General features: G+C 68.1%; 25 protein-coding genes and 1 pseudogene. 13 read left to right on the top strand and 13 right to left on the bottom strand.

Annotated elements, in window-relative coordinates:
- The first annotated feature begins 1 nt into the window (after nt 1).
- From EIZ44_RS29240 to EIZ44_RS29225, 4 genes are all read left to right on the top strand, one after another.
- The gene (locus tag EIZ44_RS29240; protein WP_134667554.1) at nt 2-1,435 is read left to right on the top strand and encodes an aldehyde dehydrogenase family protein; all 1,434 of its coding nucleotides are present in this window, start codon (nt 2-4) and stop codon (nt 1,433-1,435) included.
- Complete coding sequence (locus tag EIZ44_RS29235) at nt 1,428-2,294, top strand: aldehyde dehydrogenase family protein (RefSeq protein WP_037816106.1); 867 nt, start codon at nt 1,428-1,430, stop codon at nt 2,292-2,294. Before EIZ44_RS29240 ends, EIZ44_RS29235 begins: the two co-directional genes overlap by 8 nt.
- Before the next feature lie 429 nt (nt 2,295-2,723).
- On the top strand, nt 2,724-2,963 hold the full coding sequence (locus tag EIZ44_RS29230) for a hypothetical protein (protein ID WP_037816108.1): 240 nt from the start codon (nt 2,724-2,726) through the stop codon (nt 2,961-2,963).
- A 140-nt stretch (nt 2,964-3,103) separates the two neighbouring features.
- Nucleotides 3,104-3,952: a helix-turn-helix domain-containing protein gene (locus EIZ44_RS29225; RefSeq protein WP_134732524.1), complete on the top strand. Its 849-nt coding sequence runs from the start codon at nt 3,104-3,106 to the stop codon at nt 3,950-3,952.
- Nucleotides 3,953-3,962: 10 nt separating this feature from the next.
- Here EIZ44_RS29225 and EIZ44_RS29220 read toward each other — a convergent pair whose 3' ends face one another.
- Complete coding sequence (locus EIZ44_RS29220) at nt 3,963-4,499, bottom strand: DUF4232 domain-containing protein (RefSeq protein ID WP_037816110.1); 537 nt, start codon at nt 4,497-4,499, stop codon at nt 3,963-3,965.
- A gap of 141 nt (nt 4,500-4,640) precedes the next feature.
- Nucleotides 4,641-5,273 (bottom strand): TetR/AcrR family transcriptional regulator, encoded by a 633-nt coding sequence (locus EIZ44_RS29215; RefSeq protein WP_037816112.1) that lies wholly within the window; start codon nt 5,271-5,273, stop codon nt 4,641-4,643.
- Nucleotides 5,274-5,478: 205 nt separating this feature from the next.
- Here EIZ44_RS29215 and EIZ44_RS29210 point away from each other — a divergent pair, with 205 nt between their 5' ends.
- Genes EIZ44_RS29210 through EIZ44_RS29200 form a run of 3 tightly spaced genes read left to right on the top strand, consistent with a single transcriptional unit; the run spans nt 5,479 to nt 8,156 of the window.
- The gene (locus EIZ44_RS29210) at nt 5,479-6,705 is read left to right on the top strand and encodes a cytochrome P450 (RefSeq protein ID WP_134732522.1); all 1,227 of its coding nucleotides are present in this window, start codon (nt 5,479-5,481) and stop codon (nt 6,703-6,705) included.
- Nucleotides 6,706-6,715: 10 nt separating this feature from the next.
- Nucleotides 6,716-7,921 (top strand): cytochrome P450, encoded by a 1,206-nt coding sequence (locus tag EIZ44_RS29205; RefSeq protein WP_037816114.1) that lies wholly within the window; start codon nt 6,716-6,718, stop codon nt 7,919-7,921.
- Nucleotides 7,922-7,961: 40 nt separating this feature from the next.
- Complete coding sequence (locus EIZ44_RS29200; protein WP_037356317.1) at nt 7,962-8,156, top strand: ferredoxin; 195 nt, start codon at nt 7,962-7,964, stop codon at nt 8,154-8,156.
- Between the two features lie 38 nt (nt 8,157-8,194).
- Here EIZ44_RS29200 and EIZ44_RS29195 read toward each other — a convergent pair whose 3' ends face one another.
- Nucleotides 8,195-8,998: a class I SAM-dependent methyltransferase gene (locus tag EIZ44_RS29195; protein WP_134732520.1), complete on the bottom strand. Its 804-nt coding sequence runs from the start codon at nt 8,996-8,998 to the stop codon at nt 8,195-8,197.
- Nucleotides 8,999-9,049: 51 nt separating this feature from the next.
- Here EIZ44_RS29195 and EIZ44_RS29190 point away from each other — a divergent pair, with 51 nt between their 5' ends.
- Nucleotides 9,050-9,634 (top strand): TetR/AcrR family transcriptional regulator, encoded by a 585-nt coding sequence (locus tag EIZ44_RS29190; protein WP_134732518.1) that lies wholly within the window; start codon nt 9,050-9,052, stop codon nt 9,632-9,634.
- Nucleotide 9,635: 1 nt separating this feature from the next.
- On the opposite strand, the gene EIZ44_RS29185 is transcribed toward EIZ44_RS29190, so the two are convergent.
- From EIZ44_RS29185 to EIZ44_RS29160, 6 genes are all read right to left on the bottom strand, one after another.
- On the bottom strand, nt 9,636-10,205 hold the full coding sequence (locus EIZ44_RS29185) for a DUF3995 domain-containing protein (RefSeq protein ID WP_134732516.1): 570 nt from the start codon (nt 10,203-10,205) through the stop codon (nt 9,636-9,638).
- Between the two features lie 127 nt (nt 10,206-10,332).
- Complete coding sequence (locus EIZ44_RS29180; RefSeq protein ID WP_134732514.1) at nt 10,333-11,415, bottom strand: ABC transporter ATP-binding protein; 1,083 nt, start codon at nt 11,413-11,415, stop codon at nt 10,333-10,335.
- Between the two features lie 12 nt (nt 11,416-11,427).
- Nucleotides 11,428-12,216 carry a carbohydrate ABC transporter permease gene (locus EIZ44_RS29175; RefSeq protein WP_037716491.1) on the bottom strand — a complete coding sequence of 263 codons (789 nt, stop codon included), beginning with the start codon at nt 12,214-12,216 and terminating at the stop codon, nt 11,428-11,430.
- Between the two features lie 89 nt (nt 12,217-12,305).
- A complete protein-coding gene (locus EIZ44_RS29170) occupies nt 12,306-13,238 on the bottom strand; it encodes a carbohydrate ABC transporter permease (protein ID WP_037816123.1) in 933 nt (310 codons plus the stop codon).
- On the bottom strand, nt 13,235-14,581 hold the full coding sequence (locus EIZ44_RS29165) for an ABC transporter substrate-binding protein (protein WP_037816125.1): 1,347 nt from the start codon (nt 14,579-14,581) through the stop codon (nt 13,235-13,237). Before EIZ44_RS29165 ends, EIZ44_RS29170 begins: the two co-directional genes overlap by 4 nt.
- Nucleotides 14,568-15,575 carry a zinc-dependent alcohol dehydrogenase family protein gene (locus EIZ44_RS29160; protein ID WP_134732512.1) on the bottom strand — a complete coding sequence of 336 codons (1,008 nt, stop codon included), beginning with the start codon at nt 15,573-15,575 and terminating at the stop codon, nt 14,568-14,570. The genes EIZ44_RS29165 and EIZ44_RS29160 overlap by 14 nt, the downstream gene beginning before the upstream one ends.
- Before the next feature lie 185 nt (nt 15,576-15,760).
- Here EIZ44_RS29160 and EIZ44_RS29155 point away from each other — a divergent pair, with 185 nt between their 5' ends.
- The gene (locus EIZ44_RS29155) at nt 15,761-16,690 is read left to right on the top strand and encodes a sugar-binding transcriptional regulator (RefSeq protein ID WP_051172602.1); all 930 of its coding nucleotides are present in this window, start codon (nt 15,761-15,763) and stop codon (nt 16,688-16,690) included.
- Nucleotides 16,691-16,695: 5 nt separating this feature from the next.
- Here EIZ44_RS29155 and EIZ44_RS29150 read toward each other — a convergent pair.
- A pseudogene (locus EIZ44_RS29150) lies at nt 16,696-16,998 on the bottom strand (winged helix-turn-helix transcriptional regulator); the annotation flags it as partial.
- A 73-nt stretch (nt 16,999-17,071) separates the two neighbouring features.
- Between EIZ44_RS29150 and EIZ44_RS29145 the strand changes: the two are divergent.
- Together EIZ44_RS29145 and EIZ44_RS29140 are read left to right on the top strand one after the other, a co-directional pair.
- Nucleotides 17,072-17,653: an NADPH-dependent F420 reductase gene (locus EIZ44_RS29145; protein ID WP_134732510.1), complete on the top strand. Its 582-nt coding sequence runs from the start codon at nt 17,072-17,074 to the stop codon at nt 17,651-17,653.
- A 19-nt stretch (nt 17,654-17,672) separates the two neighbouring features.
- A complete protein-coding gene (locus EIZ44_RS29140) occupies nt 17,673-18,842 on the top strand; it encodes an FAD-dependent monooxygenase (RefSeq protein ID WP_134732509.1) in 1,170 nt (389 codons plus the stop codon).
- On the opposite strand, the gene EIZ44_RS29135 is transcribed toward EIZ44_RS29140, so the two are convergent.
- Nucleotides 18,833-21,337 carry a DEAD/DEAH box helicase gene (locus EIZ44_RS29135; protein ID WP_134732507.1) on the bottom strand — a complete coding sequence of 835 codons (2,505 nt, stop codon included), beginning with the start codon at nt 21,335-21,337 and terminating at the stop codon, nt 18,833-18,835. The genes EIZ44_RS29140 and EIZ44_RS29135 overlap by 10 nt on opposite strands.
- A gap of 153 nt (nt 21,338-21,490) precedes the next feature.
- Here EIZ44_RS29135 and EIZ44_RS29130 point away from each other — a divergent pair, with 153 nt between their 5' ends.
- The gene (locus tag EIZ44_RS29130; RefSeq protein WP_037816131.1) at nt 21,491-22,744 is read left to right on the top strand and encodes a SatS C-terminal domain-containing protein; all 1,254 of its coding nucleotides are present in this window, start codon (nt 21,491-21,493) and stop codon (nt 22,742-22,744) included.
- Nucleotides 22,745-22,749: 5 nt separating this feature from the next.
- On the opposite strand, the gene EIZ44_RS29125 is transcribed toward EIZ44_RS29130, so the two are convergent.
- The gene (locus EIZ44_RS29125) at nt 22,750-23,454 is read right to left on the bottom strand and encodes an SDR family NAD(P)-dependent oxidoreductase (RefSeq protein ID WP_134732505.1); all 705 of its coding nucleotides are present in this window, start codon (nt 23,452-23,454) and stop codon (nt 22,750-22,752) included.
- A gap of 103 nt (nt 23,455-23,557) precedes the next feature.
- Here EIZ44_RS29125 and EIZ44_RS29120 point away from each other — a divergent pair, with 103 nt between their 5' ends.
- Complete coding sequence (locus EIZ44_RS29120) at nt 23,558-24,112, top strand: TetR/AcrR family transcriptional regulator (protein WP_037816134.1); 555 nt, start codon at nt 23,558-23,560, stop codon at nt 24,110-24,112.
- On the opposite strand, the gene EIZ44_RS29115 is transcribed toward EIZ44_RS29120, so the two are convergent.
- Nucleotides 24,109-25,317, bottom strand: a complete 1,209-nt coding sequence (locus EIZ44_RS29115) for an MFS transporter (protein WP_134732592.1) — start codon at nt 25,315-25,317, stop codon at nt 24,109-24,111. The genes EIZ44_RS29120 and EIZ44_RS29115 overlap by 4 nt on opposite strands.
- Nucleotides 25,318-25,405: the final 88 nt, after the last annotated feature.

The following is a 25,405-nucleotide window of genomic DNA, read 5'->3' as shown; positions in this document are numbered from 1 at the left end:
CATGGGCATCTTCGAATACGCGCCCGCGCCGGAATCTCGCGCTCTGGCCAATCTGAAAGAGCAGTACAAGCCGTTCATCAACGGCGAGTTCGTCGACGGTTCCGGCGAGCCGCTCAAGACGGTCAACCCGGCCACCGAGGAGATCCTCGCCGAGGTCGGCACCGCGTCGGAGTCCGATGTGGACATCGCGGTGAAGGCCGCGCGCAAGGCGTACACGTCGGTCTGGTCGAAAATGCCGGGCGCCGAGCGGGCGAAGTACCTGTTCCGCATCGCGCGGCTGATCCAGGAACGCTCGCGCGAGCTGGCGGTGCTGGAGACGCTGGACAACGGGAAGCCGATCAAGGAGTCGCGCGATTCCGACGTGCCCACCGCGGCCGCGCATTTCTTCTACCACGCGGGCTGGGCGGACAAGCTCGGCTACGCGGGCTACGGTCCGGACCCGAAGCCGCTCGGCGTCGCGGGCCAGGTGATCCCGTGGAACTTCCCGCTGCTGATGCTGGCGTGGAAGATCGCGCCCGCGCTGGCCACCGGCAACACCGTCGTGCTGAAGCCGGCCGAGACCACACCGCTGACCGCGCTGGTGTTCGCCGAGATCTGCCAGCAGGCGGAGCTGCCGCCGGGCGTGGTGAACATCCTGCCGGGAGCCGGTGACATCGGAGCGTCCATTGTGGAGCATCCGGACGTCGACAAGATCGCGTTCACCGGCTCCACCGAGGTCGGCAAGCTGATCCAGCGCACCGTCGCGGGCACCCGCAAGAAGCTGACCCTGGAACTCGGCGGCAAGGCGGCGAACGTCGTGTTCGACGACGCCCCGCTGGACCAGGCGGTGGAGGGGATCGTCAACGGGATCTTCTTCAACCAGGGACACGTCTGCTGCGCGGGTTCGCGGCTGCTGGTGCAGGAATCGGTGGCCGAGGAGGTGCTGGAGAAGCTCCGGTACCGCGTCTCGACGCTGCGGCTGGGCGACCCGCTGGACAAGAACACCGACCTCGGCGCGATCAACTCGGCCGAGCAGCTGGCGAAGATCCGCGGCCTCGTCGAATCCGGCGACGCGGAAGGCGCGCAGCGCTGGACCAGCCCGTGCCCGGTGCCGGACCGCGGATTCTTCTTCGCGCCGACGGTGTTCTCCGAGGTCCACCAGTCGATGCGGATCGCCCGCGAAGAGATCTTCGGCCCGGTGCTGTCGGTTCTCACCTTCCGCACCCCGGAAGAGGCCGTGGCGAAGGCGAACAACACGCCGTACGGCTTGTCCGCGGGCATCTGGACCGAGAAGGGTTCGCGCATTCTGTGGATGGCGAACCAGCTCCGGGCAGGCGTTGTCTGGGCCAACACGTTCAACCGCTTCGACCCCGCCGCCCCGTTCGGCGGCTACCAGGAGTCCGGTTTCGGCCGCGAGGGCGGACGCACCGGTTTGGAGGCCTACCTCAATGTCTGACCGGATTTCCGTCGCCAAAACCTACAAGCTTTACCTCGGCGGCAAATTCCCGCGCTCGGAATCGGGCCGGGTCTACCCCGTCACCGACGCCAAGGGCGCCTTCCTGGCCAACGCGGCCCACGCGTCCCGCAAAGACCTGCGCGACGCGGTGTCCGCCGCCCGCAAGGCGTTTCCCGGTTGGTCGTCGGCAACTGCATACAACCGCGGCCAGGTGCTCTACCGCGTCGCCGAGGTGATGGAGGGCCGCCGCGCCCAGTTCGCCGCCGAGGTAGCCGCTTGTGAGGGCGTCGCCGCGAAAAAGGCCGAGTCCCATGTGGACGCCGCCATCGACCGCTGGGTCTGGTACGCGGGCTGGACCGACAAGATCGCCTCGGTCCTGGGCGCCGCCAACCCGGTCGCCGGGCCGTACTTCTCCTTCACCACGCCCGAACCCACCGGGGTCGTGGGCGTCCTCGCGCCGCAAGAGTCGAGCCTGCTGGGTCTGGTGACCGTCCTAGCCCCCGTCCTGGCGACCGGCTCGACAGCAGTCCTAGTCTCCAGCGCGGACCGCCCCCTGCCTGCCATCACCCTGTCCGAGGTCCTGGCCACCTCCGACGTCCCCGGCGGCGTCGCGAACATCCTCACCGGCCACGCCGCGGAACTGGGCCCCTGGCTGGCCTCGCACGGAGACGTCAACGCCCTCGACCCGACCGGCGCGACCCCCGAGGACCGCGTCACCCTGGCCCAGGAAGCCGCCGGAACGGTGAAACGCGTCCTGTCCGTCCCCGACGCCGAACCAGACTGGACAGCCGAACCCGACCTGTCCCGCCTGCGTCGGTACCTGGAAGCGAAAACCGTCTGGCACCCCATGGGCGTCTGACGTTCGAGCTCACTGAGACCGCCGTTCCGGTTACCCCGGAACGGCGGTTTTGTCTGCGGCTATTCGAAAAAACTGCGCAGCGGGCAGACTTGCACTTGGGTTAGGTGCGCCCAGTCCGCGGCTACGCGAAGCTCTCGAACTCGCCGAATCGTCGGCCAGCGCTTGTCCGCAATCGACCGCACCGGGCGTGGACGCGTGCCCGTCAGCCCGGACGAGGTCGGCGGGCCGCAGATCAACGTCTACTCCGGCACCCGCTCCCACCTCCTCGACACGCTCGCCGAACTTGCCTGAACGACCATCACCGGACCCCAACATTTCGCGCCACAACTCTACCCTTTCGCGAAATTCTCTGCCAACATGTGCCATTGGGGAAATTTCGACAACCCCGTGTCCGGTACAGACGCCGCCAGCACGTCAGGAGGACTCCGCATGACCCCGCATCCCGCCCAGTCCGAAGAAGCACTTGCCCTCGAGTTCCTCGGCACCACCAGCGCGGGCGGCAACTGCCCCAACGCTTATCGCACCAACCGCGGCACGTACGTCGTCCAGGGATACCGGGTCACCGACGAGCAGGCGTTGCGGCAACTGCACGAACGCGGCATGCCCGACACCGAGACGGCCGTCGAAATCCCCGCCGGCCTGCTCAAGTTCTTCCCGCAGGAAGCCTGAGCACGACGACCGGCGCAGACGAGGCAAGGGCAGCCCGGCGATTCAGACGCACTAGTCGCCCAGGATTTCTCGAAACTCGACCCCAGGTGTGGGAAGATGCCATCGGGTTCGAGGAATTCCGCATGCGATAGCGAGGGCGAGTGCCTACCAGTTTCGAGAAACGCCGGGCAGAGCTTGGCGATCGCCTGCGCCGGCTCCGGGTCGACGCGGGCTACGAGACCGGAAAGGATTTCGCCAGGGCGATCGGCTGGAACGCGCCCAAGGTCAGCAAGATCGAAAACGGCAGGCAGACCGTCGGCGACGACGACCTCGACGCCTGGGTCGCCGCCGTCGGCGGGCCGCCGGAGCTGGCCGCGGAACTGCGCGAGCAATTGGTCGAGGTCCGCGACGCGCACGCCAGCTGGAAAGACAAAGTCCGCGACGGACACCGCGCCCGGCAAGAGGAATCCATTGCCAGAGAGGCCAGGGCGCTACGAATTCGAGCGGTAGATCTCCGAATTGTCTCCGGATTACTGCAAACCCCGGAGTACGCGCGGCATACGCTGCTCGCCCACTCCCGGATCCACGGCGGCGGACAGGACATCACCGAAGCCGTCCGGGCGCGGATGCAGCGCCAGCAGATCCTCTACGAACCCGGCCGGACCATCGAACTGCTCACCTCCGAGGCGGCGCTGCGCTATCCGAACGCGCCGCGCGAGGTGATGATCGGGCAGGTGCACAAGCTGCTCGCGCTGCTCGGCACCCCCAACATCCGCTTCGGCATCATCCCCGCGGACGTCGTCGTTCCCTACCCGGTCACCTCGGACTTCTGGGTCGTCGACGACGTCGCGATGGTCGAAACCCCCGAGGGCGAGCACATCGCGAGCGACGTCGACCCGTACCACGAGGTCGCGGATCTACTGTGGACAGTCGCGGCCGAGGGCGACGCCGCCAGGGCGGTGCTGCTGCGGGTGCTCGATTCGCTCACCCGCGCAGCCCCGCCCGGCTGACCAGGAATCCTTACACCGCAGGCGCTTCGCCGGCCGTCATCGCGCCGACGTCGATGGTGTGGCTGTCGGCGCCGGCGTCGACCGCACCGAAGGTCCAGTCCACCGTCACGTTCGGGTCGATCGGGTCGCCGTGCGGGTTGGAGGCGGCCGGGGCGGTCATGGTCAGCGCGTTCGGCGTCTGCTGCTCGTCGTCGGAGCCGATCGCGGTCCAGTGCAGCGGCACGTACGCCGACGAACCGTTCGCGATCAGCACCGGCGGAGCATCGGCCGGCGCCTCGTTGTTGACCAGGACGTTGTGCGCGCCGACCAGGTCGACGTCGGCCCGGCCGGAAAGTACGCATCGCTCGCCCTGGTTCGCGGTGAACTGCATCGCGGCGTTGCGCTGACCCGCGCCGGCCCCGCCGTAGACGAGCTTGGTGCTGAACTGGTTCGCGGTGCACGGAAGCGCCGACGACTCCGTGGTCGTGGCACTGGCGGTACCGGCGAAGACCGCGGCCGCGCCTCCGGCGACGGCGACTGCGACGGCAATTCGGCGGATGTTCTTCATTGTTCGTCCCCTCTCGCGTTTTCCGGCGGCTCCGCACCGGCTTTCACGAGATAAGACGTCCCCGCCCGCGACTCGATGGCCCGTTGTGAGATCACCCCCGCCGGAGCAACCCCGATCGTCCCGTCGCGTCTGAAGAAGCGGTCAGAGCAAGTCTTCCTTGTCGATCGGCCGCCCCGGCAGCGTGGTGGCCGGACCGGCGCGCAGGCCGTCGATCATGATCGCGATGTTGCGCGCCGTCGCCATCTCCGGCGATTTCAACCGGTGCGCGGGCAGCTGCCGGATCAGCCGGGCGAACAGCACCGCGACGTCTCCCGCGCCCACGTCCTTGCGCAGCGTCCCCTCGGCCTGCGCCCGGTCGACCAGCCCTTCGACCTCGAGCAGCACCGCTTCGCGCAGGTGCGCGACCTCGGGGTCGTCCTTGAGAATTTCGTGCGCCCGCTGCGACAACATGGCCAATTGCATCGACAACTGCAGTTCCGCGCCGTGATACAGCAACTGCACCAACGCTTCCCACGCCGTCGGTGCTTCCACCGACAGCCGCCGGGCGCTGTCCAGCACGCCCGCGAAATTGTCCACCGCCACCGCGCGGATGAGCGCGTCGCGATCCGGGAAGCGCCGGTAGAGGGTGCCGACGCCGACGCCGGCCGCGCGCGCGATCTCCTCCATCGGGACCTCGGGACCGTGGCTGGCGAAGATGACGCGAGCCGCGGCGATGATCTGGTCGCGGTTGCGTTGCGCGTCCGCCCGCAGCGGCGTCTCGGGGTCTGCACTCATACCCGGCCTTCCCTTTTCCCGGTTGGCGCGCATTCTCGCACGCCGGACCAGCTGCGCAAACGTGCCGGCAACCCGGGGCGGACAGCAATTGTCACCCCGTTGCTAGTGGACGGCGATCCTCCACTTCGGTACCTTGGGCAGTGAACCGGAATGTAATCCTCCACATTCATTCCGTAACGGGGCAAACCCACCACAGGGGGTTCAGATGACCGAAGTCGCCCAGCCCAGCCGCACCCAGCCGGAGCAGGCCGCGTTCCCGATGAAGCGCACCTGCCCGTTCGCGCCGCCGCCGGAGTACGACCGGTTCCGCGACGCTCGCGCGCACTACGTCGAGCTCGAGCACACCGGCCAGCGCGCCTGGGTGCTCAACCGGCACGAGGACCTGCGGGCGATGCTGAACGACCCGCGGTTCAGCTCGGACCGCTTCAACCCGGGCTTCCCGGTCCTGTTCAAGGACGGCCAGCAGCGTCGTCCGAGGCTGCGCCCGTCGCTGATCGCGATGGACGCGCCGGAACACGGCCCGGCCCGGCGCAGCGTCGTCGGCGAGTTCACCGTCAAGCGGATGAAGGCGCTGCAGCCGCGCATCCAGGAGATCGTGGACCAGCACATCGACGCGATGCTGGCCGGCGACAAGCCCGCCGACCTGGTGTCCGCGCTGTCGCTTCCGGTGCCGTCGCTGGTGATCTGCGAACAGCTCGGCGTTCCGTACGCCGACCACGACTTCTTCCAGACGCACAGTTCACGGCTCCTCAACCGCGAAACAGGCTTCGAGGAACGCAGCAAGTCCGTCGAAGCGATGCAGAATTACCTGTCCGAGCTGGTTTCCAAGAAGGAAACCGCACCGGCGGACGATCTGCTCAGCCGTCAGATCGCGAAGAAGCGCGAGGAAGGCAACTACGACCACGACGACCTCGTGTCGCTCGCCTTCCTGCTGCTCATCGCCGGGCACGAGACCACCGCGAACATGATTTCGCTCGGCACCGTCGCGTTGCTGGAGAACCCGGACGCGCTCGCCGCGATCAAGGAGGATCCAGGCAAGACCCTCGACGCCGTCGAGGAACTGCTGCGCTACTTCACCATCGCGGAGTTCGCCACCACCCGCGTCGCCCTCGAAGACGTGGACATCGCGGGCGTCACCATCAAGGCCGGAGAAGGCGTCCTCGGCCTGAGCTACGCCGCCAACTTCGACCCCGAAGTCTTCCCCGAGCCCGAGCGGCTCGACATCACCCGCGGCGGCAGGCACCACGTCGCGTTCGGCTTCGGCGCGCACCAGTGCCTCGGCCAGAACCTCGCGCGGATGGAACTGCAGATCGTCTTCGACACGCTGTTCCGCCGCATTCCGACGCTGCGGCTCGCCGCGCCGGTCGACCAGTTGCCGTTCAAACACGACTCCGGTGTCTTCGGGCTCTACTGCCTCCCGGTGACCTGGTGAGGGGGAAACGATGACTGCCACTGAAGAACTCCGCATGCCGGTCGCCCGGACCTGCCCGTTCACCCAGCCGGAGCAGTACGTCCGGATGCGCGAGCAGAGCGCGCTCACCCGCGTGCAGATCCCCGGCGGCAAGGAGGCTTGGGTCGCCTCGCGGCACGAGGAAGCACGGCAGATCCTCGGCGACCGCCGGTTCTCCTCCGACCGGTTCCTGCCCAATTTCCCGTTCCTGGCCGAGGGCGGGGCCGCGATCCTCACCAACGCCAAGCAGAAAGCCATGATCGGGATGGACGCGCCCGAGCACGGCGAGGCCCGCCGGGAGGTGCTCGGCGAGTTCACCGTGAAGCGGGTCGAGGCGATGCGGCCGCGGATCCAGGAGATCGTCGACGGCCTGATCGACGAATTGCTCGCCGGGCCGAAACCGGCGGACCTGGTGGAAAAGCTGTCGCTGCCGGTGCCGTCGCTGGTGATCTGCGAGCTGCTCGGCGTCCCGTACGCCGATCACGACTACTTCCAAGAGCGCACCATGGCGCTCATCCGGCGCAGCACCAGCGTCGAGGACCGCAAGAAGGCGTCCGAGGAACTGCGCGCGTACCTCAGCGGCCTGGTCGCGGCGAAGGAGAAGGACCCGACCGACGACCTGCTCGGCAGGCAGATCGTCAAACGCCGCGAGGAAGGCAATTACGACCACGACGCGATGATCGGGCTGGCGTTCCTGCTGCTGGTCGCCGGGCACGAGACCACCGCGAACATGATCTCGCTCGGCACCATCGGGCTGCTGGAGAACCCCGGGCAGCGCGCGACGATCGAGGCCGATCCGGGCAAGACGCTGCTCGCGGTCGAGGAACTGTTGCGCTACTTCACGATCGTCGAAGGCGCGACCGCGCGGGTCGCGACCGAGGACGTGGAGATCGGCGGCGTCACGATCAAGGCGGGCGAGGGCGTGCTCGTGCTGGGCTACGCCGCGAACTGGGACCCGGACGTCTTCGAGAGCCCGGAAAAGCTCGACCTCGAACGCGGCGCGCGCCACCACGTCGCGTTCGGGTTCGGACCGCACCAGTGCCTCGGCCAGAACCTGGCGCGGATGGAACTGCAGATCGTGTTCGACACGCTGTTCCGCCGCGTTCCGACACTCACGTGCACGGTCCCGGCCGACGAATTACCGGTGAAGAAGGACGCCACGATCTTCGGCCTGTACCAGTTGCCGGTGACCTGGTAGAGATCAGAGTGCTCCCACCACAAGCCAGGAAGAGGCCATCATGAAGATCATCGCGGACACCGGCAAGTGCGTCGGCGCCGGCCAGTGCGTGCTCACCGAGCCCGCGCTGTTCGACCAGAGCGAGGACGACGGCACGGTCATCGTCCTCAACGACACCCCGGACGGCGAACTGGTCGAGAAGGCGCGCGAGGCCGTGAACATCTGCCCGAGCCAAGCGCTTTCGCTGGAGGAGTGACCTGACCGGTCCCCGGTTTCGCGCCGGGGACCGGCCTCTCACGCGGCAAGACGGACGGCGGTCACCGCGGCGGTCGAGTAATTCGTCGTCAGCCTGCCGCCGCGCGCGTCGATCGCCGCGCCGACCTCAGCCAGAATGCGGTCGCGCTGCTCCGGCGTCGCCACTGTGACGCCTCCCTGCGTGGCGAGCAGGTCCAGCCATTCGTCGCGGCCGTAGTCCTGAGTCCAGGCGTATTGCCAGTTCTCCGCCTCGCCGAACGCGCCGGTCGCGGCCAGTCCGTCCGCGGCTTTGTCGAGCATCGGCTGGTAGGCGTCGGCGCTGGGTTTTTTCAGGTAGTTGCCGCTGAACGGCGAGTCCGGCATCGCCCGGCGCAACGCGTCCGCCAGTGCCAGGGAAATTTCTTCCGGCGGCATGAACACGTGCCAGAACGCGACGAACCGGCCGCCAGGGCGGAGCACCTGCGCGGCTTTCGCGGCTCCCGCGTCCGGATCGACCCAGTGCCACGCCTGCCCGGACACGAGGGCGTCGAACGTCCGTCCCGCCGGGTCCCAATCCTCGAATTTCGCGACCTCGACCGGGAAAGCGCGCCGGGCGAACTCCGCCATCCGCGCGTCCGGTTCGACGCCGAGCACGACGGCGCCGCGGCCGTGGAATTGCCGCCCCTCGATGCCGGTGCCGCACCCGACGTTGAGCAGGTCCTTCCCCGGGCTGGCCGCGAGGACGGCGGTCACCAGTTCGTCCGGGTAACGCGGGCGGGCCCGGTCGTAGCGCTCGGGATCGACGCCGAACGACTCCGCCATGGTCCGGTGCTGATGCGGTTCGGGACGAGGTAAAGTGGGCATGTGCCCACCATAGTGGGCAAGCGCCCACTATGGCTAGGAAGGACTGTCAAGGTGCCCACCGGGATCCATCTCCGCGACGTTCGCGCTCAGCTTTTCGACGCCGCGGAACGGGTTTTGCTGCGCGAAGGACCGAGCGGACTCACCAGTCGCGCCGTCACCACCGAGGCGGATTGTGCGAAGGGCGTGCTGCACCGGCATTTCGAGGATTTCGACGCGTTTCTCGCCGCGCTGGTGCTCGACCGGATCCATCGCCTCGAAGCCCGCGCGGAGGACCTGCAGGCCGGGACCGGCGACGTGGTCGAAACGGTGGCCGAGGTGCTCACCGAGGTCTTCTCCTCGGTCGCGGTGTCGATCGTCGCACTGATCACCTTCCGCGACGAACTGCGGCACCGGCTCCGGGCGGCGCGGCCGGGTCCGGGGATTCCGCTGGCGACCGACGCGGCGCACGTCCTGGCGAATTACCTTGCCGCAGAACAAGAACTCGGCCGGATCGCGCCAGATGCCGATGTGAAGACACTGGCCCCGACGCTCATCGGAGCCGGTCACCTGCTCTTCGCGGATCGCACCGGGGAACCTCCCAGCGAGGAAGCCGTTCGCCAGATGGCGAGCACGGTCCTCGCTGGCGCCCTCCACTGACTCAGCCGATGCCCGTCGCGACCGCGGCCACCGACAGCGCCAGCGCACCGAGCGCGCCGACCACTCCGTACCGCGTCAGCGTGCGTCGGTCATCGCGGTCCAAGACATACCGCGCGGCTGCCACCGCGAACGCGATACCGCCGACGATGAACCACGGTCCCCAGAGGTAGAGATACCAACCGACCAGGTTGGAAAGCGCTGGATCGACCGCCACGGCTCTGGTCTTCACCAGCACGCCCTGCACGACGAACAGCCCGCCGTGCCAAGTCAGCAGGATCGCGGCGCCACCACCGCAGAACACCATCGTCCGGCTGAGCCACCGGCCGCGCGGCCGCGTCAGACTGACGCCGACCACCGCGCCGAAAACCTTCAGCAGTCCGGTGATCACCAGCACGGCCACAAACCACGGCACCCGGTCCTGCGCGAGCTTCACCAGCGACGGCGACACCGTCGACTGCGCGCCGAACGTACTGCCGGTCGCCCAGACGAAGCTGGGGATCGCGAACAAGAGACCCCACACCGCGGCGGCGCAACCCGGCCATTTGCGCAACTCGGCTTGCTTCAGCGTCATGCGTCAAGCGTCGCCCGGGGCGCGGCGGAGAGGATCCGGCGCGAGGGGGAAGCGCCTCCCCCGTGAGAGGTAGGCGGGTCGTGAGTGTTCATGCCGGTGCTAATCGGCATGAACACTCACGAGCCGTTCAGCCCAGCCGCAGCGTCGTCTTCGGATCGAACGCGTGCGTCTCGCCCTCGCCGCGCAGCGCCACCCGGACGTTGTCGCCGATCCGGGGCGGCGTCCGGCCGTCGACCCGGACCACGAACCGGTCGTCGCCGACCTTGCCGTGCAGGTACGCGTCCGCGCCCAGTTCCTCGACGAGTTCCACCACCAGCTCGAAACCGTCGTCGGCCTCGCCGACCAGGCGCAGCGACTCCGGCCGGATGCCGAAGACGATCTCCGACAGCCCAGCTGCCGCGGTCCGCACCTCAGTGGGCAGCGGCACCACGAGGTCGCCTAGCTGCACGCCGCCGTCGGTCAACGGCAGCGTCGCCAGGTTCATCGCCGGCGATCCGATGAACCCGGCCACGAACGAGTTCTCCGGCTTCTCGTACAGCGACCGCGGCGACGCGCATTGCTGCAGCACGCCGTCCTTCAGCACGGCCACCCGGTCGCCCATCGTCATGGCTTCGACCTGGTCGTGGGTCACGTAGATGGTCGTCGTGCCGAGCCGTTGCTGGAGTTTCGCGATGTTGGCGCGGGTTTCCACGCGCAATTTCGCGTCCAGATTGGACAGTGGCTCGTCCATCAGGAACACGCTCGGCTCGCGCACGATCGCCCGGCCCATCGCGACTCGCTGCCGCTGCCCGCCGGACAACGCCTTCGGTTTGCGGTCGAGGAACCGCGACAGGTCCAGCATCTTGGCGGCCTCGTCCACCCGCTTCTTGATGTCGGCCGCCGAGAAACCGCGCAATTTCAACGCGAAACCCATGTTGTCGGCGACCGTCATGTGCGGGTACAGCGCGTAGGACTGGAACACCATCGCGATGTCCCGGTCCTTCGGCGGCAGGTCGGTGACGTCGCGGTCGCCGATCCGGATCGCGCCCTCGTTGACGTCCTCCAGCCCGGCGAGCATCCGCAGCGCGGTCGACTTGCCCGATCCGGACGGGCCGACGAGCACGAGAAATTCGCCGTCCGGCACATCGAGGCTCAACTGGTCGACCGCGCGGACGCCCGGGTTGCCGGGGTAGACACGCGACGCCTGGTCGTAAATCACTTCAGCGGACATCTGCGTTCTCCCTTACTTCACAGCGCCCATGGACAGGCCGCGCACCAGGTGGTTCTGCGCGATCCAGCCGACGATCATCACCGGCAGCGAGGCCAGCAGCGCGGCGGCGGACAGCTGGGCCCAGTACAGGCCCTCGCTGGTGATGAAGCCGACCAGGAACACCGGCACCGTGCCGGCCCGGGCGGCGGTGAGGTTGACCGCGTAGAAGAACTCCGTCCAGGAGAAGATCACGCAGATCAGCGCGGTCGCGGCGATCCCGGGCGCGACCACCGGCATGATGATCTTGCGCAGCAACGTCGGCAGGTTCGCCCCGTCGATCCGCGCCGCCTCGATCATTTCGCCGGGGACTTCCAGGAAGAACGACCGCATCATCCAGATCGCGAGCGGCAGGTTCATCGCGGTGTACAGGATGATCAGCGCCCACACCGTGTCCAGCAGGTTGGTGTTCTGCGAGATCACGTACAGCGGGATGATCGCGGCCACGATCGGCAGCATCTTGGTCGACAGGAAGAAGCCCAGCGCGTTCTTCGTTCCCTTGACCGGGGCCAGCGACAGCGCGTACGCGGCCGGGATTCCCAGCAGCAGCACGAGCAGCGTCGAAATCACCGTGACGAACGCCGAATTTCCCAGGTACGGCAGGAAACCGCTGTTGAGGACGTTCGAGATCTGGTCGAACGTCGGGGTGAAGAACAGCTTCGGCGGATCGGTGTAGGCGTCGTTCTCCTGCTTGAACGCGGTGAGGATCATCCACAGCAGCGGGAAAACGAACAGGATCGCGATGATCCAGGTCGCGACGGTCAGCGTGCCGGGGCCATAGCGGCGTTTGGTCCGGCGACGCGGAGGCGGCGCGGTGTCGGTGGCGGCGGGCGAGGCGGTGGCGGTTGCGGTGCTCACTTGACTCCTCCGTCCACGGAGAACGCGCGGAACATCAGCCGCAGCGCGAACGTCGCGACGATCATCGTCAGGATGACCACCACCACGCCCATCGCGGACGACTGTCCGATGTCGAAGCCCTCGAACGCGCGCTGGTAGATGTAGAACGGCAGGTTCGTGCTGGCCGTGCCCGGACCGCCTTGCGTCATCAGGAAAATCGCGTCGAAGCTGTTCACGATGTAGATCGCGCCGAGCAGCGTGGCCAGCTGCAGGAACCGAGAAAGGTGCGGCAGCGTGATCGACACGAAGGTGCGCCAGCGGCTCGCGCCGTCCACCGACGCCGCCTCCAGCACCTCCTTAGACTGGCTTTGCAGCCCGGCGAGGATCAGCAGCGTCATGAACGGCGTCCACTGCCAGATGATCTGCGCCATCACCGCGGCCAGCGGGAACTGCGAAAGCCAGTCGGTGTCCGTGCCGAACACGAAGTGCAGCAGCCCGTACGTCGGGTCGAACACCGTCGTCTTCCACAGCAGCGCGCCTGCCGCCGGGAGGATGAGGAACGGCGTGATCAGCAGCGTGCGGACGAAGCCGCGGCCGGCGAACTTCCGGTCGAGCAGCACCGCGAGCCCGAGTCCGAGCAGCAGCGACAGGAACACGCAGACCACGGTGAGCACCACGGTGTTCAGCAGCGCGCCGAGGAACGTCGTGTCGGTGAAGACGTCGATGTAGTTGCGGAAACCGACGAAATGCCGAGAGCCCGGACGCACCAGGTTCCACGACTGGAACGAGTAGAACAGGGTGAGCAGGAACGGGATCTGCGTCACCGCGATCACGAAGATCAGCGCGGGCAGCAGCGGCAGCCGCCGTTTCCCGGCCGAACCGGTCACCTTCTTGGCAGCGGGCTTCGCGGTCGCCGGCGCGGTTCCGGCGGGGACGGAGAGGGTGCTCATTTCTGCACCTCCTGATACGACTTTCCGACGGTTTCCGCGTATTTCTGCGATTGCGCGAGCGCGTCGGCGACGGAGGTCTGACCGGCGATCGCGGCGGACAACTGCTGGCTCACCCGGGTGCCGAGGTCCTGGAACTCCGGGATCCCGACGAACTGGATGCCCGGGTACGGCACCGGGTTCACCATCGTCTGCTGCTGGTTGGCCGCCGCGATGCCGTCCAGCGTCGGCTGGGCGTAGGCCTTCGCGGCTTCCTTGTACTGCGGGATCTCATAGGTCGACTTGCGCGTGCCCGGCGGCACCCGGTTCCAGCCGTAGGTCTCGCCGACCTTCTTCGCGTACTCCTTGTTCGTCATCCACGCCATGAACTTCCAGGCGTCGTCCTTGTTCTTGCCGACCTTCGGAATGCCCAGCGCCCAGGTGTAGAGCCATCCGCTCGCCTGCGTCTTGTCCACCGGCGCGGCGACGTAGCCGTTCTTGCCGCCGACGTGGCTGGTCTTCGGGTCTTCCGTGGTGCCGGTCATCGAGGTGGCGTCGTACCACATCGCGGCGTTGCCCTGGGCGTACTTCGTGCCGCATTCGGTGAACCCGGCGCTGGATGCGCCGACCTCTCCGTGGTCGCGCAGCAGGTTCACGTAGAAGTTCGCCGCCTTGGTGAACTCCGGGCTGGTCAGCTTCGCGTTCCAGTTCTTGTCGAACCACTGCGCGCCGAAGGTGTTCGCGACCGTGGTGAACGGCGCGAGGCTTTCGCCCCAGCCCGGCTTGCCGCGCAGGCAGATCCCGGCGACGCCGGCCTGCTTGTCATCGAGTTTCGCGGCGAAATCGGCGATCTGCTGCCACGTCGGATGCGCGGGCATGTTCAGCCCGGCCTTCTGGAACAGGTCCTTGCGATAGACCACAAAGGACGATTCGCCGTAGAACGGCACCGCGTACATCTGGTTCTGGTACGACAGCGACTGCCGGATGCTCGGGATGAAGTCGGCCTCGTCGTATCCCGGCGTCGCCTTCATGTGCGGTTCGAGGTTCTCCAGCCAGCCGTTGGCCGCCCATTGCGGAGCCTCGTAATTGCTGATCATCACCACGTCGAACTCGCCGCCCTGGGTGGCGGTGGACGCGGTGATCTTCGCCCTGGCCTCGTTTTCCGGAAGGGAAACGAACTTGAGCTTGATCCCGGGGTTGGCCTGCTCGAACTCGCCCTTGAGCGAGATGGCGTCCTTCATCTGCGGATTGGACACGATCGCGACGACCAGTGTCCGCCCGCCGGTGCCGAGCGCCCCGGCTCCGGCGCATCCCGTCACTAACAACGCTGTCGCGGCAAGGAGGCACAGGAGTTTACGCACCGCCACCACCTCCGGGCAGCACCTGGATCTTGAGGCCGGACCCGCTGCGCATCTTCGCCAGCGCCTCGGGGTACTGCTCGAGCGGAAGGGTGTCGGTGATCAGCGCTTCGGTGTCGATGTAACCGTTCGCGACGAGGTCGAGCGCGTTGCCGTAGCTGTTCAGCACGGCCATCGAACCGACGATGGTGATTTCGTCGTTGTAGATGCGGAACGGCGAAAGCGCGACGCGGGCTTCGGCCGGGGCAACCCCGAACACGAGCAACCGGCCACCGCGGTGCAGCGCGTTGAACGCTGCCTCGATCGCGGGTGCCGCGCCGGTGCAGTCCACTGCGGCGTCGAAGCGCTCATCGTCCAATTCGGACACGTCGGAGGCCACCGCGGTCGCGCCGAGGTCGGTCGCGCGAGGCAACCGGGCGGCGTTGCGGTCGACCATCGTCACGTGCGCACCCGCGCGGATCAGGAGCTGCTGCATGATCAGCCCCATCGTGCCCGCGCCGACCACGAGGAAGCGTTCGCCCGCCTCCACGCCGATCCGGCGCACGCCGTGCACCGCGCAGGAAACGGGTTCGACCAGCGCGCCCTGTTCCCAGGTCATCGAGTCGGGCATCCGGTAACAGGTGTCGGCAGGCACCGCGACGTACTCGGCGAACGCGCCGTTGACGGTGTCGCCGGTCGCGTTCCAGTTCGCGCAGAGGTTGCCGTGCCCGGACCGGCACGGGGTGCAGTATCCGCAGTAGATCGACGGGTCGACCGCGACCCGGTCGCCGACCTTCCACTCGGCGGGCACGTCCGCGCCGAGTTCGACGATCTCCCCGGAGAACTCGTGCCCGGGGACGATGGGATACGGGGTCGGCGGGAAATGCCCGTCGGCGATGTGCAGGTCCGTGCCGCAGATCCCGCAGGCACCCACCTTCACGACGACCTGGCGCTCCCCGGGCTTCGGATCGGGAACCTCGCCGACCCGGATCTCCCCGGGCCGGTCCACGATCGCGGCGCGCATGCGTCATCACCTTCCAAGATGCTCATTTGAGCGATTTTGACTTATGCCGTAGGTAACATGCGTAGGCATTACAGGCCCCTGCCTGCGGATCCGTCAACCAGCAAAGCTCATTTTTGCGCTATCCTGCTCATGTGAGCAGGAAAAAGGGGCCACTACCGCTAACCGAGACGCTGCTGCTGGCGACCATGGCCAGGCGGTTCTACGTGCAGGGCGCCTCGAAACTGGAGATCGCCGACGAGTTCGGCATGAGCCGGTTCAAGGTCGCGCGGATGCTGGACACGGCACTCGAGTCCGGACTGGTGCGGATCGAGTTCGACCTGCCCGCGCCGGTCGACGTCGAACTGTCCGACGACATCCGCCGGGCGTACCGGCTGAACCGCGTGCTCGTGCTCGAACGAGCATCCGAAAAGGAACCGAGGGAGGTCGTCCGCAAGCAGGTCGGCGCGCTGGCCGCCCGGCTGCTGGAGGAGATCGCGACCCCGGACGACGTCATCGGGCTGTCCTGGGCGCGCTCGGTCAACGCGATGACCGAGGCGATCCGGACCCTGCCGCGCTGCCCGATCGTGCAGTTGTGCGGGGTGCAGGCCGGGATGGACATGCGCGGCCGTTCGGTGGAGACGGTCAGCCGCGTGACGTCGGTGTCCGGCGGCGATTCGTACCCGATCTTCGGCCCGCTCGTCCTGCCCGACCGGCGGACCACCGAGATCCTGCGGCACCAGCCGGGCATCGCGGAAACGTTCGCCCAGTTCGGGAAACTCACCAAAGCGGTCGTGAGTATCGGTTCCTGGGAGGCCGGGGAGTCCACCGTGTACGACGCGCTCGACGAGGCCGAACGCGCCGCCATCGCGGCCCGGGGCGCGACCGCCGAGGTCGCCGCGCGGCTGTTCGACGCGGACGGCAACTCGCTCGGCACCGGGCTGGCGCACCACGTGCTGGCGATCAGCCACGAGGAGCTGATGGCGGTCCCCGAGGTGATCGCGATCGGTTACAGCCGCCCGAAAGCCGAAGCGGTGGACGCGGTACTGCGCTCCGGGTTGGTGTCGACGCTGGTCACCGACGCCGCGGCCGCCGTCCCGTTGCTGGAGCTGGCGCGGGCCAGGCCATTGCCTTCGTGAGCGAGCTGCGCTTCGAGCACCTGGTCGCCGTACTCCGCCGCCCAGCGCCCGAACCCCTCGATCGGCCCGAGGAAACTCGCCCCTAGCCCGGTGAGCTGATACGCCCCGTCCGCGCGCTCGACGAGCCCGTCGCGTTCCAGCTTGCGCACCGCCTCGGTCAGCACCTTCGCGCTGATCCCGCCGATGCGCGTGCGCAGTTCGCCGTGCCGCAGCGGGCCGCTTTTCAACGCCCACAGCACGACCGGATGCCAGGTGTTCGCCACCAGGTCGAACGCGAGCCGGGTGCGGCAGTCGGCGATGAAGTCCATGGTTACCTTTCGGTTCCTGCCGGGGTTCCTAACGTCGCTTGCGTACAACCACGCGACGACAGGAGACCTTCCCATGCGCATCGCCCTCTTCGGCACCGGCGGAATGGCGTCCGCCCTCGGCGGCCAGTGGACCCGGCACGACCTGACCGTCTCCGGCCGCTCCGCCGCGCACGCCGCGGCCTTGGCCGCTGAACTCGGCGCCGAGGCTGTGGACTGGGCCGAGGCCGCCGCCCGGGCGGACGCCATCCTGCTGGCCGTCCCCACCACCGCCCTCGAATCCCTGCTCACCCCGCTCGACCTCACCGGCAAGGTCCTCATCGACTGCACCAACGCCCCCGGTGCGACCGGTGAACCCGTAGCCGCGCGGATCGCCGAATATGCCCCCGGCGCTTCGGTGGTGAAGGCGTTCAACCTCGCCCACGTGGACGTCTGGCGAATGACTCCTCCGCTGTTCGAAGGCCGCCCGCTCGGCGTCCCGCTGTGCGGTGCCCCGGAGGCCGTCGCCGTGGCAACGGAGCTGGTCCAGGACCTGGGCTGCACTCCCCTGCCCGCGGGCGGTCTCGACCGAGCCGCCCTGCTGGAAGCCGCCGCCGGACTGGCGATCGGCCTGTGGTTCGACGGCCTGGACGCGCGTTCCATGCTCATGGCCAGCTGATCGGGCCTATCCTGGCGGGGTGCCCACAGGTGGATCAGCGGCAGTCGTCGGCGGGGGAATCGGCGGGCTGGCCGCGGCGATCGGATTGTCGCGCGTCGGCTGGCAGGTCACGGTCTTCGAACGGCTGCCCGGCGAACTGGACGACGCCGGTTCCGGAATTTCCCTTGCCGCCAACGGCGTTCGAGCCCTGGACGCGTTGGGAGCCGGCGACGCACTCCGCGCCGCCGGCTGCTTCCAGCGCACCGTCAGCACCCGCAGCCCGCGCGGGACTTGGCTGGCGCGCATGGACGGAGTCGAACTCGAACGCGTCGCCGGGACGCCGATCGTCGGCATCGCACGGTACGAATTGCATCGGCTGCTGCGGTCTCTGCTGCCCTCGCCGGTGGTGCGGGAGGAGGTCACCGCCGTCGAGGACAACGCCGTGGTCACGTCGTCCGGCCGCCATAAGGCCGACGTGATTGTCGCCGCCGACGGCGTAAACAGCCGACTGCGCAAGCGTTTCTTTCCCGCTCATCCTGGCCCCGTCTACAGTGGATCGGCCGTCATCCGCGCCATCACGACCGAGCCGTTCCCACTGTCCTCTTCGGACTTCAACCTCACCTGGGGCCGTGGAGTCGAGTTCGGATACATCGGTTTGGCGGACGGCCGAGCCGAATGGCACGCCGTGCTGAGCATCCCGGCAGGCACCCGCTATCCCGACCCGATCGCCGAAATGCGCCGCCGCTTCGGTTCCTGGCACGAACCAATCACCGAGCTGCTCGACGCGACCGACCCGGAAGCCGTGCTGCATCACGACGTTTACGAACTGGTGACGCCGCTACCGTCCTATGTGTCCGGTCGAGTCGCCCTGCTCGGCGATGCCGCGCACGCGATGCAGCCGAACCTTGGCCAGGGCGCTTGTCAGGCCCTGGAAGACGCGGTGACACTGGCCCATGCGCTGTCGTCGACTGACCTCGACACCGCGCTCACCCGGTACGACGCCGAACGCCGCCCGCGCAGCCAGGCCATCGCCCGAGCCGCCCGGCAAACCGGCCGGATGGGCCAGCAGCTGACGAACCCAGCCGCGATCGCGGTGCGGAATCTGGCGTTCCGAGCCATGCCGACAACGGTGATGGCGCGGTCGATGCTGCGCTACACCCGTTGGCAGCCGCCGATCCTGGCCAGCCCGGACGCAAACCCTCAGAGCTGATTGACGTCCACGATCCGGACCACCGCGCTGCCCACCTCGTCCGAGGCACGCAGATCGACCTCCGCGCTGATCCCCCAGTCATGGTCGCCAGCCGGATCGTCGAAGATCTGCCGAACGCGCCACACGTCCGGCTCCTGCTCGATCAGCAACAACGCCGGACCACGCGCGTCCGGGCCGATTCCGAGTGAATCGTGCTCGTCGAAGTAGTCCTCGATCGCGTCTTCCCACGCGTCCGCGTCCCAGCCGGAAGCCGCGTCCAGCGAGCCCAGTTCCTCGTACGCCCGGCGCGAAGCCAGCTCCACCCGGCGGAACAACTCGTTGCGCACCAGCACACGGAACGCCCGCTCGTTGCGCGTGACCGCGGGCGGCTCGGGCGGCGGCCGGTGCGACACCGGGCCTTCCTCGTCCGGATGCCGCAGCGCTTCCCATTCGTCCAGCAGGCTCGAGTCGACCTGGCGCACCAGTTCGCCGAGCCATTCGATGAGGTCCTGCAACGATTCGGTCTTCGCCTCGTCCGGCACGGTGTGCCGCAACGCGTCGTAGGTGTCGGCGAGGTAGCGCAGCACCAAACCCTCAGACCGCGCGAGCTGATAAAAGCCCACGTATTCCACGAAGTTCATCGCGCGCTCGTACATATCGCGCACCACCGACTTCGGCGACAGCTCGTAATCCGCCACCCACGGATGCCCGGCGCGATACGACTGGTAAGCCGCGTTGAGCAGTTCCTCCAGCGGTTTCGGATACGTGACGGACTCGAGCAGCTCCATCCGCTCGTCGTACTCGATCCCGTCGGCCTTCATCGCCTGCACGGCTTCCCCGCGCGCCTTGAACTGCTGCTGCGACAGCACCGGACGCGGGTTGTCCACTGTGGATTCCACAATGGACACCACGTCCAGCGCGTACGACGGCGACTCGATGTCCAGCAACTCGATGGCAGCCAACGCGAACGGCGAAAGCGGCTGGTTCAACGCGAAATCGAACTGCAGGTCCACCGTCAGGCGGACGACGCGCCCCTCGGCGTCCGGCTCGGGCAGCTTTTCCACGACCCCGGCGGCGAGCAGCGAACGGTAGATCTCGATCGCCCGCAGGATCAGCTTCCGCTGCGTCGGACGGTCCGAATGGTTGTCCTCCAGCAGATGCCGCATCGCGTCGAACGCGTTGCCCGGCCGGGAAATCACGTTCAGCAGCATCGAGTGGCTGACTTGGAAGCTGGACGTGAGCGGTTCCGGATCGGCCGCGATCAGCCGGTCGAACGTGCTCTCGGTCCAGTTGACGAAACCCTCCGGCGCTTTCTTCCGGACGATCTTCTTTTTCTTCTTCGGGTCGTCGCCCGCCTTCTCCAGCGCCTTCGCGTTCTCCACCACGTGATCCGGTGCCTGCACGACCACGTAACCGTCGGTGTCGTAGCCGGCCCGGCCCGCGCGTCCGGCGATCTGGTGGAACTCGCGCGCCTTCAAATGCCGCTGCCGCACGCCGTCGTACTTCGTCAGCGCCGAGAACACCACCGTGCGGATCGGCACGTTAATGCCGACGCCGAGGGTGTCCGTCCCGCAGATCACCTTCAGCAGCCCCGACTGCGCGAGCGTTTCGACCAGCCGCCGGTACTTCGGCAGCATGCCCGCGTGGTGCACGCCGATGCCGTGCCGCACGAGCCGCGAGAGCGTCTTGCCGAACCCGGCGGAGAACCGGAAGTCGCCGAGCAGGTCGGCGATCGCCTCCTTCTCCGCCTTGGTGGTGACGTTGATGCTCATCAGCGTCTGCGCCCGCTCGATGGCCGCCGCCTGCGAGAAATGCACGACATACACCGGCGCCTGGCCGCCGTTGAGCAGCTCCGACATCGTCTCGTGCAGCGGCGTGAGCGCGTACCGGAAGGTGAGCGGCACCGGCCGCTGCGCCGAAGTGACCACCGCGGTAGGCCGTCCGGTCCGCCGGGTCAGGTCCTTTTCGAAGAACGAAACGTCGCCGAGCGTGGCCGACATGAGCACGAACTGCGCGTTCGGCAGCTCGATCAGCGGGACCTGCCACGCCCAGCCGCGGTCCGGTTCCGAATAGAAGTGGAACTCGTCCGCGACGACCTGGCCGACCGGTGCGTCGGCGCCGTCGCGCAACGCGATGTTCGCCAAGATTTCCGCAGTGCAGCAGATGATCGGCGCGTCGGCGTTGACGCTCGAATCGCCGGTCATCATGCCGACCTGGTCGGCCCCGAAGATCTCGATGAGCTGGAAGAACTTCTCCGAGACGAGCGCCTTGATCGGCGCGGTGTAAAAACTGCGTTTGCCGTGGGCGAGCGCGGTGAAGTGCGCGCCGACCGCGACGAGGCTTTTGCCGGAGCCGGTCGGGGTCGACAGGATCACGTTGGCCCCGGAGACGACCTCGATCACCGCCTCCTCCTGCGCCGGGTACAGCTCGATGCCCCGCTCCGCCGTCCACGTCGTGAAGGCTTCGAACAGGGCATCTGCGTCGGGATCCGCTGGCAGGAGGTCGGTGAGAGTCATCGTGGCACCCATCGTGCCATCCCGGCCCCGCCCGCAGGTGCAGGGGAGATCGCGGGTGCTTGCCCTAACCCGTAGGCTTCCGGTACCGCGCGCTGCCGGAGGGGAACGGACAGGCGGGCGCGCACACGGGCGGTACTCGCGGAGGATTCGGCAATGGCACAGGACATCATCCCGATCGAGCTCGGGCTGCCGCAGGGCGACGTGGTCACCCTCTGGGCCCCGCGGTGGCGGGAGGACGGCGAGGAGTGGGAAGCGTTCCTCGGCGACGAGGACGACCTGTACGCCTTCCCGGACGCCGCGCACCTGGCCGCTTTCGTGCGCACGGCCGAGCAGCACGACCTGCTCGACCACCCGGCGTGGGACGCGGTGCCCGCACTGAACGTGCCCGAGCTGATCCCCGACGACGACCACTCCTACGACCTCGTCGGCGTGCCCGAGCTGGTCGCCGAGGAGCCGGACTCGTGGACGATCGGCGAGCTGGCCGAGATCGTCGGCATCGTCCGTTCGCTCGCCGACGTGTGCGAGCTCGACGAGGTGCACGAGGTGCTCGACGCCTACGAGGGCTTCTCGCTGCTGGAGCAGGGCCGGCTGCCGTTCACCGGGCGCGAGGGCGAAGCGCTGTGGAACGACCTGTCGAAGGCGGTCTCCGAGAAGTGGGACACCGTGCTCGACGCGATCGACAACCTGGTGACCGTGCCGGACGTCGACGCCGCGGTGCTGGAGCAGACCGCCGAAGAGCTGGCCGCCTTCCACGAGGAGTCCGCCGAGGCGGAGGCCGGTGAAGAGGACGGCGGTCCGGAGGACCTCGAAGCGGTCGACGCCGAGGACGAGGACGCCGAGGACGAACCGGTCGGCTTCTGGGGCGAGGTCGGCATCGACCCGATCAAGATCGTCACCTCCGGCGCGGAGTACTACACGCTGCGCTGCTACCTCGACGACAAGCCGGTGTTCCTCGGCAACGAGGGCGAGATCGACGTGTTCAGCTCGCCCAAGGCGCTGCTCAAGGCGATCAAGGCGGGCGACGAGCTCGCCGACACCGACCTCGCGAGCGTGTCCACTTGGGACGAGGTGCGCGAGAAGGCGGCGGCCGACGAGCTCGAGATCGAGGTCGACACCGACAACACCTACGTGTTCCCCGGTCTCGACGAGGACATCGCCGAGGGCCCGGAGTCGATCGACCCGACCCAGCTGGAACTGGCCGTCGAGCTGATCACCGACGCGGCCGAATGGGCGGGCGACGACACCGTCGAAACCGCGCTGGCGGCCAACGAAAGCCTCGGCTGGCTGGTGTCGTTCGTGCTGCGGCCGGACCCGAGCCGGCTCGAGCCGAGCGCTCCGTTCGACACCGAGCAGAGCGCCTGGCGCAAGCTGGTCGAGGACTTCGAGAACCGCCTCACGGTGGTCTGAACCTGCTAGAGGGCGTCGAACACGCTCTCGGCCGAGTCACCGGCGGAGAACATCTTCCAGGCGACGCCGGCGATCGCATCCGGATCCAGGGTGTGGCCGCCGGCGTCGCCGTATTTTTCCCGCTGTGCGACGACCATCCGGTGAATGTCGCCGCGTTCGACCAGACCGCCGATGATCAGGCTGCCCGCGTACACGCCGGTCCCGGCCAGCCCCTCGTGCAGCGTCCGCGCGTAGTTCCGCAGCGCCGCTGACGACAGCGCGAGCGCGCCGAGCGCGGGCATCGGCCGCACCGCGCTGAGCCCGCCGGCGAACAGGAATCCGCCGCTGCCGCGCTCCAGCATGCCCGGCAGCAGTTTGCCGACCACCTCGACCGCCGGATACACCCAGCTCATCGCCTTCTCGACAGCTTCGACGGTCGCGTCGGTGATGTCCGTGGGGAAGCTGTCCGGTTCGATCGCGGCCGGGCCGTAGTAAGCGACGTCGATACCGCCGAACCGTTCGGTGATTTCGTCGAGTGTCGCGCTGATGCCGTTCCGGACGTCGCCGACGAACGCTTCGGCGTTGTCGAGCTCGGCCAGGTAAGCCGGGTGCCGCTCAGCGGTACGCGAAACGAGCGCGACGTTGTATCCCTCCTCGGAGAACCGGCGGGCCATCGACATTCCGAGGCCGGGTCCGGCTCCGAGAACGACAGCGGTCGGGCGAGCGGTCATGGCTTGGCTTCCTTCCCCAGGGATAAATCGAGGGTGCCCTCGACTTCGTTCGCCAAGCTACCACAAAACCCGAGGGCAGCCTCGACTTTGTACGATGGGACCCATGGCCACCGGATCGAAGCCGTTGCGCGCGGACGCCGCCCGCAACCGCGACAAACTGCTGGCCGCCGCGACGCGCGCGTTCGGCGAGCACGGCCTCGACGCGCCGCTGGAGCAGATCGCCCGCAGCGCCGGGGTCAGCATCGGCACCCTGTACGCGCACTTCCCGACCCGAGACGCGTTTGTCGACGCGATCCTGCCCGCGCAAATCGCGGCGCTGGACGAGCTGGCAACGCAGGCGTTGGCGGAGCCGGACCCGTGGCAGGGCTTCACCGGATTCCTCGACGGCCTGTTTGCCTTGCAGGCCAAGGATCACGGCCTCAGCGACGCCCTCGCCCGGCGACTGCCGCTCAGCCCGGCCGTACTGGAGGCATGCGCCGCCGGTTTCGAGCACGCCGCGCGGATTATCGACCGGGCAAAGGAATCCGGTCAGCTGCGCGCCGATTTCGCACCCGCGGATCTCGCGCCGCTGATGTCCGCGATGTCGCCGTTGATCCGCGAATCACCCGAAACCTGGCGACGGCACTTAGCGTTCTTTCTCGACGGCCTGCGCGCTTAGTCCTTTTCGGACTCTGCCCGCACCGGAACCAGACCTATTGCCAGCAGCGGGAAAATCGCCGCCACGCAGTACGCCAGCGCATACCGGCTGTCCCCGATCACCAGACCCAGCAACGGCGGGGTCGCCGACGCGGCGATGTTCTGCGCGGTGTTCTGCGTCCCCATCGCGCGGCCGGACCACGCGACCCCGGCCAGCTCGGCCGACGCGGTGAAGCCGAGACCGTTGTCCGCCACTGTGATCACCGCCGCCAGCACCAGCGCGGCCAGCACCAGCCACAGCCAAGTCGCGTCCCCGACCGCGACCAGCAGCATCACGACCACGCTGGCGACAGCGAGCTGGCGCATCGGCCGCAGCCGGCTGCCGACCCGGTCCGACCAATACCCCGACGCCAGCCGCCCGAGCGCGCCGAGCACCTGAGCGACCGCGACGAAAACCCCGGCCTGCGCGGCGGTCCATTGATGCTGCGACACCAGATACACCGGCGCGAACGCGGACACCGCGAACTGCGGCACCACCAAGAGCGCGCTCGCGGCGTGCACTCGCCACAGCCACGGCTTGCGGTACGGCGACGGCGGCCGCTCCCCCTTCGCCGCACGCGGCGGCCGCGGCGGGTCCACGACGAACAGCGCAACCAACAGCGCCACGCCGACCGCCAGCACGGCCGGCAGGAGCATCGCCGCCTGGAACCCCCACAGCGCGGCCAGCGGCGGCAGCCCTAGCGCGGCCACCCCGACCCCCAGCGGCTGCGCCGTCTGCCGGATCCCCATCGCGACGCCGCGCTCGGATTTGGCGAACCAGCCCATCACGACCCGGCCGCTCGCCGCGTTCACCGAAGCCGTGCACGCACCGGCTACGAGAAACACTCCAAAGAGAAGTCCGACCGGGTGGTGCCACAGGGCGGCGTACACGAGGAGTAACCCCGAAATGCCCAGGCCCAGCGCCATGATGAGGCGCTCGCCGTAACGGTCCGCAGCCGCGCCCCAGGCGATGAGCGTGAGCAGCAGGCCGATGCTCGGGGCCGCGACGACCGTGCCCGCCTGCGCCAGCGTCAGATGGTCGGCCTCGCGCATGGCGGGCACGAGAAACGGGAGCCCGTAAAGGAACGAGCAGCTGGCGGTCTGCGCGGCGAGGCCGAGCGCGAGAATCAGCCACCGCCGCGAGCTGCCTTTTTCCCGCACCTGCTCCCCCACCTCGACCTGCGCCATTCCGTCCACCGTCTCATATTTTGAGAATTATGTCTTACATAGTGAACGATAGTTGGCATGGCTAACGAACGCAACCGCCTTTCCGGGC

The sequence above is a fragment of the Amycolatopsis nivea genome, from assembly GCF_004522235.1.
Taxonomy (GTDB): domain Bacteria; phylum Actinomycetota; class Actinomycetes; order Mycobacteriales; family Pseudonocardiaceae; genus Amycolatopsis; species Amycolatopsis nivea.
Note: the sequence above shows the minus strand (reverse complement) of the source record. Positions and strands in the feature narration are given on the sequence as shown.

What these genes read in the sequence shown, in the direction of transcription:
- EIZ44_RS29240 (WP_134667554.1), top strand. Translation starts at nt 2, where the DNA reads ATGGGCATCTTCGAATACGCGCCCGCGCCGGAATCTCGCGCTCTGGCC.
- EIZ44_RS29235 (WP_037816106.1), top strand. Translation starts at nt 1,428, where the DNA reads ATGTCTGACCGGATTTCCGTCGCCAAAACCTACAAGCTTTACCTCGGC.
- EIZ44_RS29230 (WP_037816108.1), top strand. Translation starts at nt 2,724, where the DNA reads ATGACCCCGCATCCCGCCCAGTCCGAAGAAGCACTTGCCCTCGAGTTC.
- EIZ44_RS29220 (WP_037816110.1), bottom strand. Translation starts at nt 4,499, where the DNA reads ATGAAGAACATCCGCCGAATTGCCGTCGCAGTCGCCGTCGCCGGAGGC.
- EIZ44_RS29215 (WP_037816112.1), bottom strand. Translation starts at nt 5,273, where the DNA reads ATGAGTGCAGACCCCGAGACGCCGCTGCGGGCGGACGCGCAACGCAAC.
- EIZ44_RS29210 (WP_134732522.1), top strand. Translation starts at nt 5,479, where the DNA reads ATGACCGAAGTCGCCCAGCCCAGCCGCACCCAGCCGGAGCAGGCCGCG.
- EIZ44_RS29205 (WP_037816114.1), top strand. Translation starts at nt 6,716, where the DNA reads ATGACTGCCACTGAAGAACTCCGCATGCCGGTCGCCCGGACCTGCCCG.
- EIZ44_RS29200 (WP_037356317.1), top strand. Translation starts at nt 7,962, where the DNA reads ATGAAGATCATCGCGGACACCGGCAAGTGCGTCGGCGCCGGCCAGTGC.
- EIZ44_RS29195 (WP_134732520.1), bottom strand. Translation starts at nt 8,998, where the DNA reads ATGCCCACTTTACCTCGTCCCGAACCGCATCAGCACCGGACCATGGCG.
- EIZ44_RS29185 (WP_134732516.1), bottom strand. Translation starts at nt 10,205, where the DNA reads ATGACGCTGAAGCAAGCCGAGTTGCGCAAATGGCCGGGTTGCGCCGCC.
- EIZ44_RS29180 (WP_134732514.1), bottom strand. Translation starts at nt 11,415, where the DNA reads ATGTCCGCTGAAGTGATTTACGACCAGGCGTCGCGTGTCTACCCCGGC.
- EIZ44_RS29170 (WP_037816123.1), bottom strand. Translation starts at nt 13,238, where the DNA reads ATGAGCACCCTCTCCGTCCCCGCCGGAACCGCGCCGGCGACCGCGAAG.
- EIZ44_RS29160 (WP_134732512.1), bottom strand. Translation starts at nt 15,575, where the DNA reads ATGCGCGCCGCGATCGTGGACCGGCCCGGGGAGATCCGGGTCGGCGAG.
- EIZ44_RS29155 (WP_051172602.1), top strand. Translation starts at nt 15,761, where the DNA reads ATGGCCAGGCGGTTCTACGTGCAGGGCGCCTCGAAACTGGAGATCGCC.
- EIZ44_RS29145 (WP_134732510.1), top strand. Translation starts at nt 17,072, where the DNA reads ATGCGCATCGCCCTCTTCGGCACCGGCGGAATGGCGTCCGCCCTCGGC.
- EIZ44_RS29135 (WP_134732507.1), bottom strand. Translation starts at nt 21,337, where the DNA reads ATGACTCTCACCGACCTCCTGCCAGCGGATCCCGACGCAGATGCCCTG.
- EIZ44_RS29130 (WP_037816131.1), top strand. Translation starts at nt 21,491, where the DNA reads ATGGCACAGGACATCATCCCGATCGAGCTCGGGCTGCCGCAGGGCGAC.
- EIZ44_RS29125 (WP_134732505.1), bottom strand. Translation starts at nt 23,454, where the DNA reads ATGACCGCTCGCCCGACCGCTGTCGTTCTCGGAGCCGGACCCGGCCTC.
- EIZ44_RS29120 (WP_037816134.1), top strand. Translation starts at nt 23,558, where the DNA reads ATGGCCACCGGATCGAAGCCGTTGCGCGCGGACGCCGCCCGCAACCGC.
- EIZ44_RS29115 (WP_134732592.1), bottom strand. Translation starts at nt 25,317, where the DNA reads ATGGCGCAGGTCGAGGTGGGGGAGCAGGTGCGGGAAAAAGGCAGCTCG.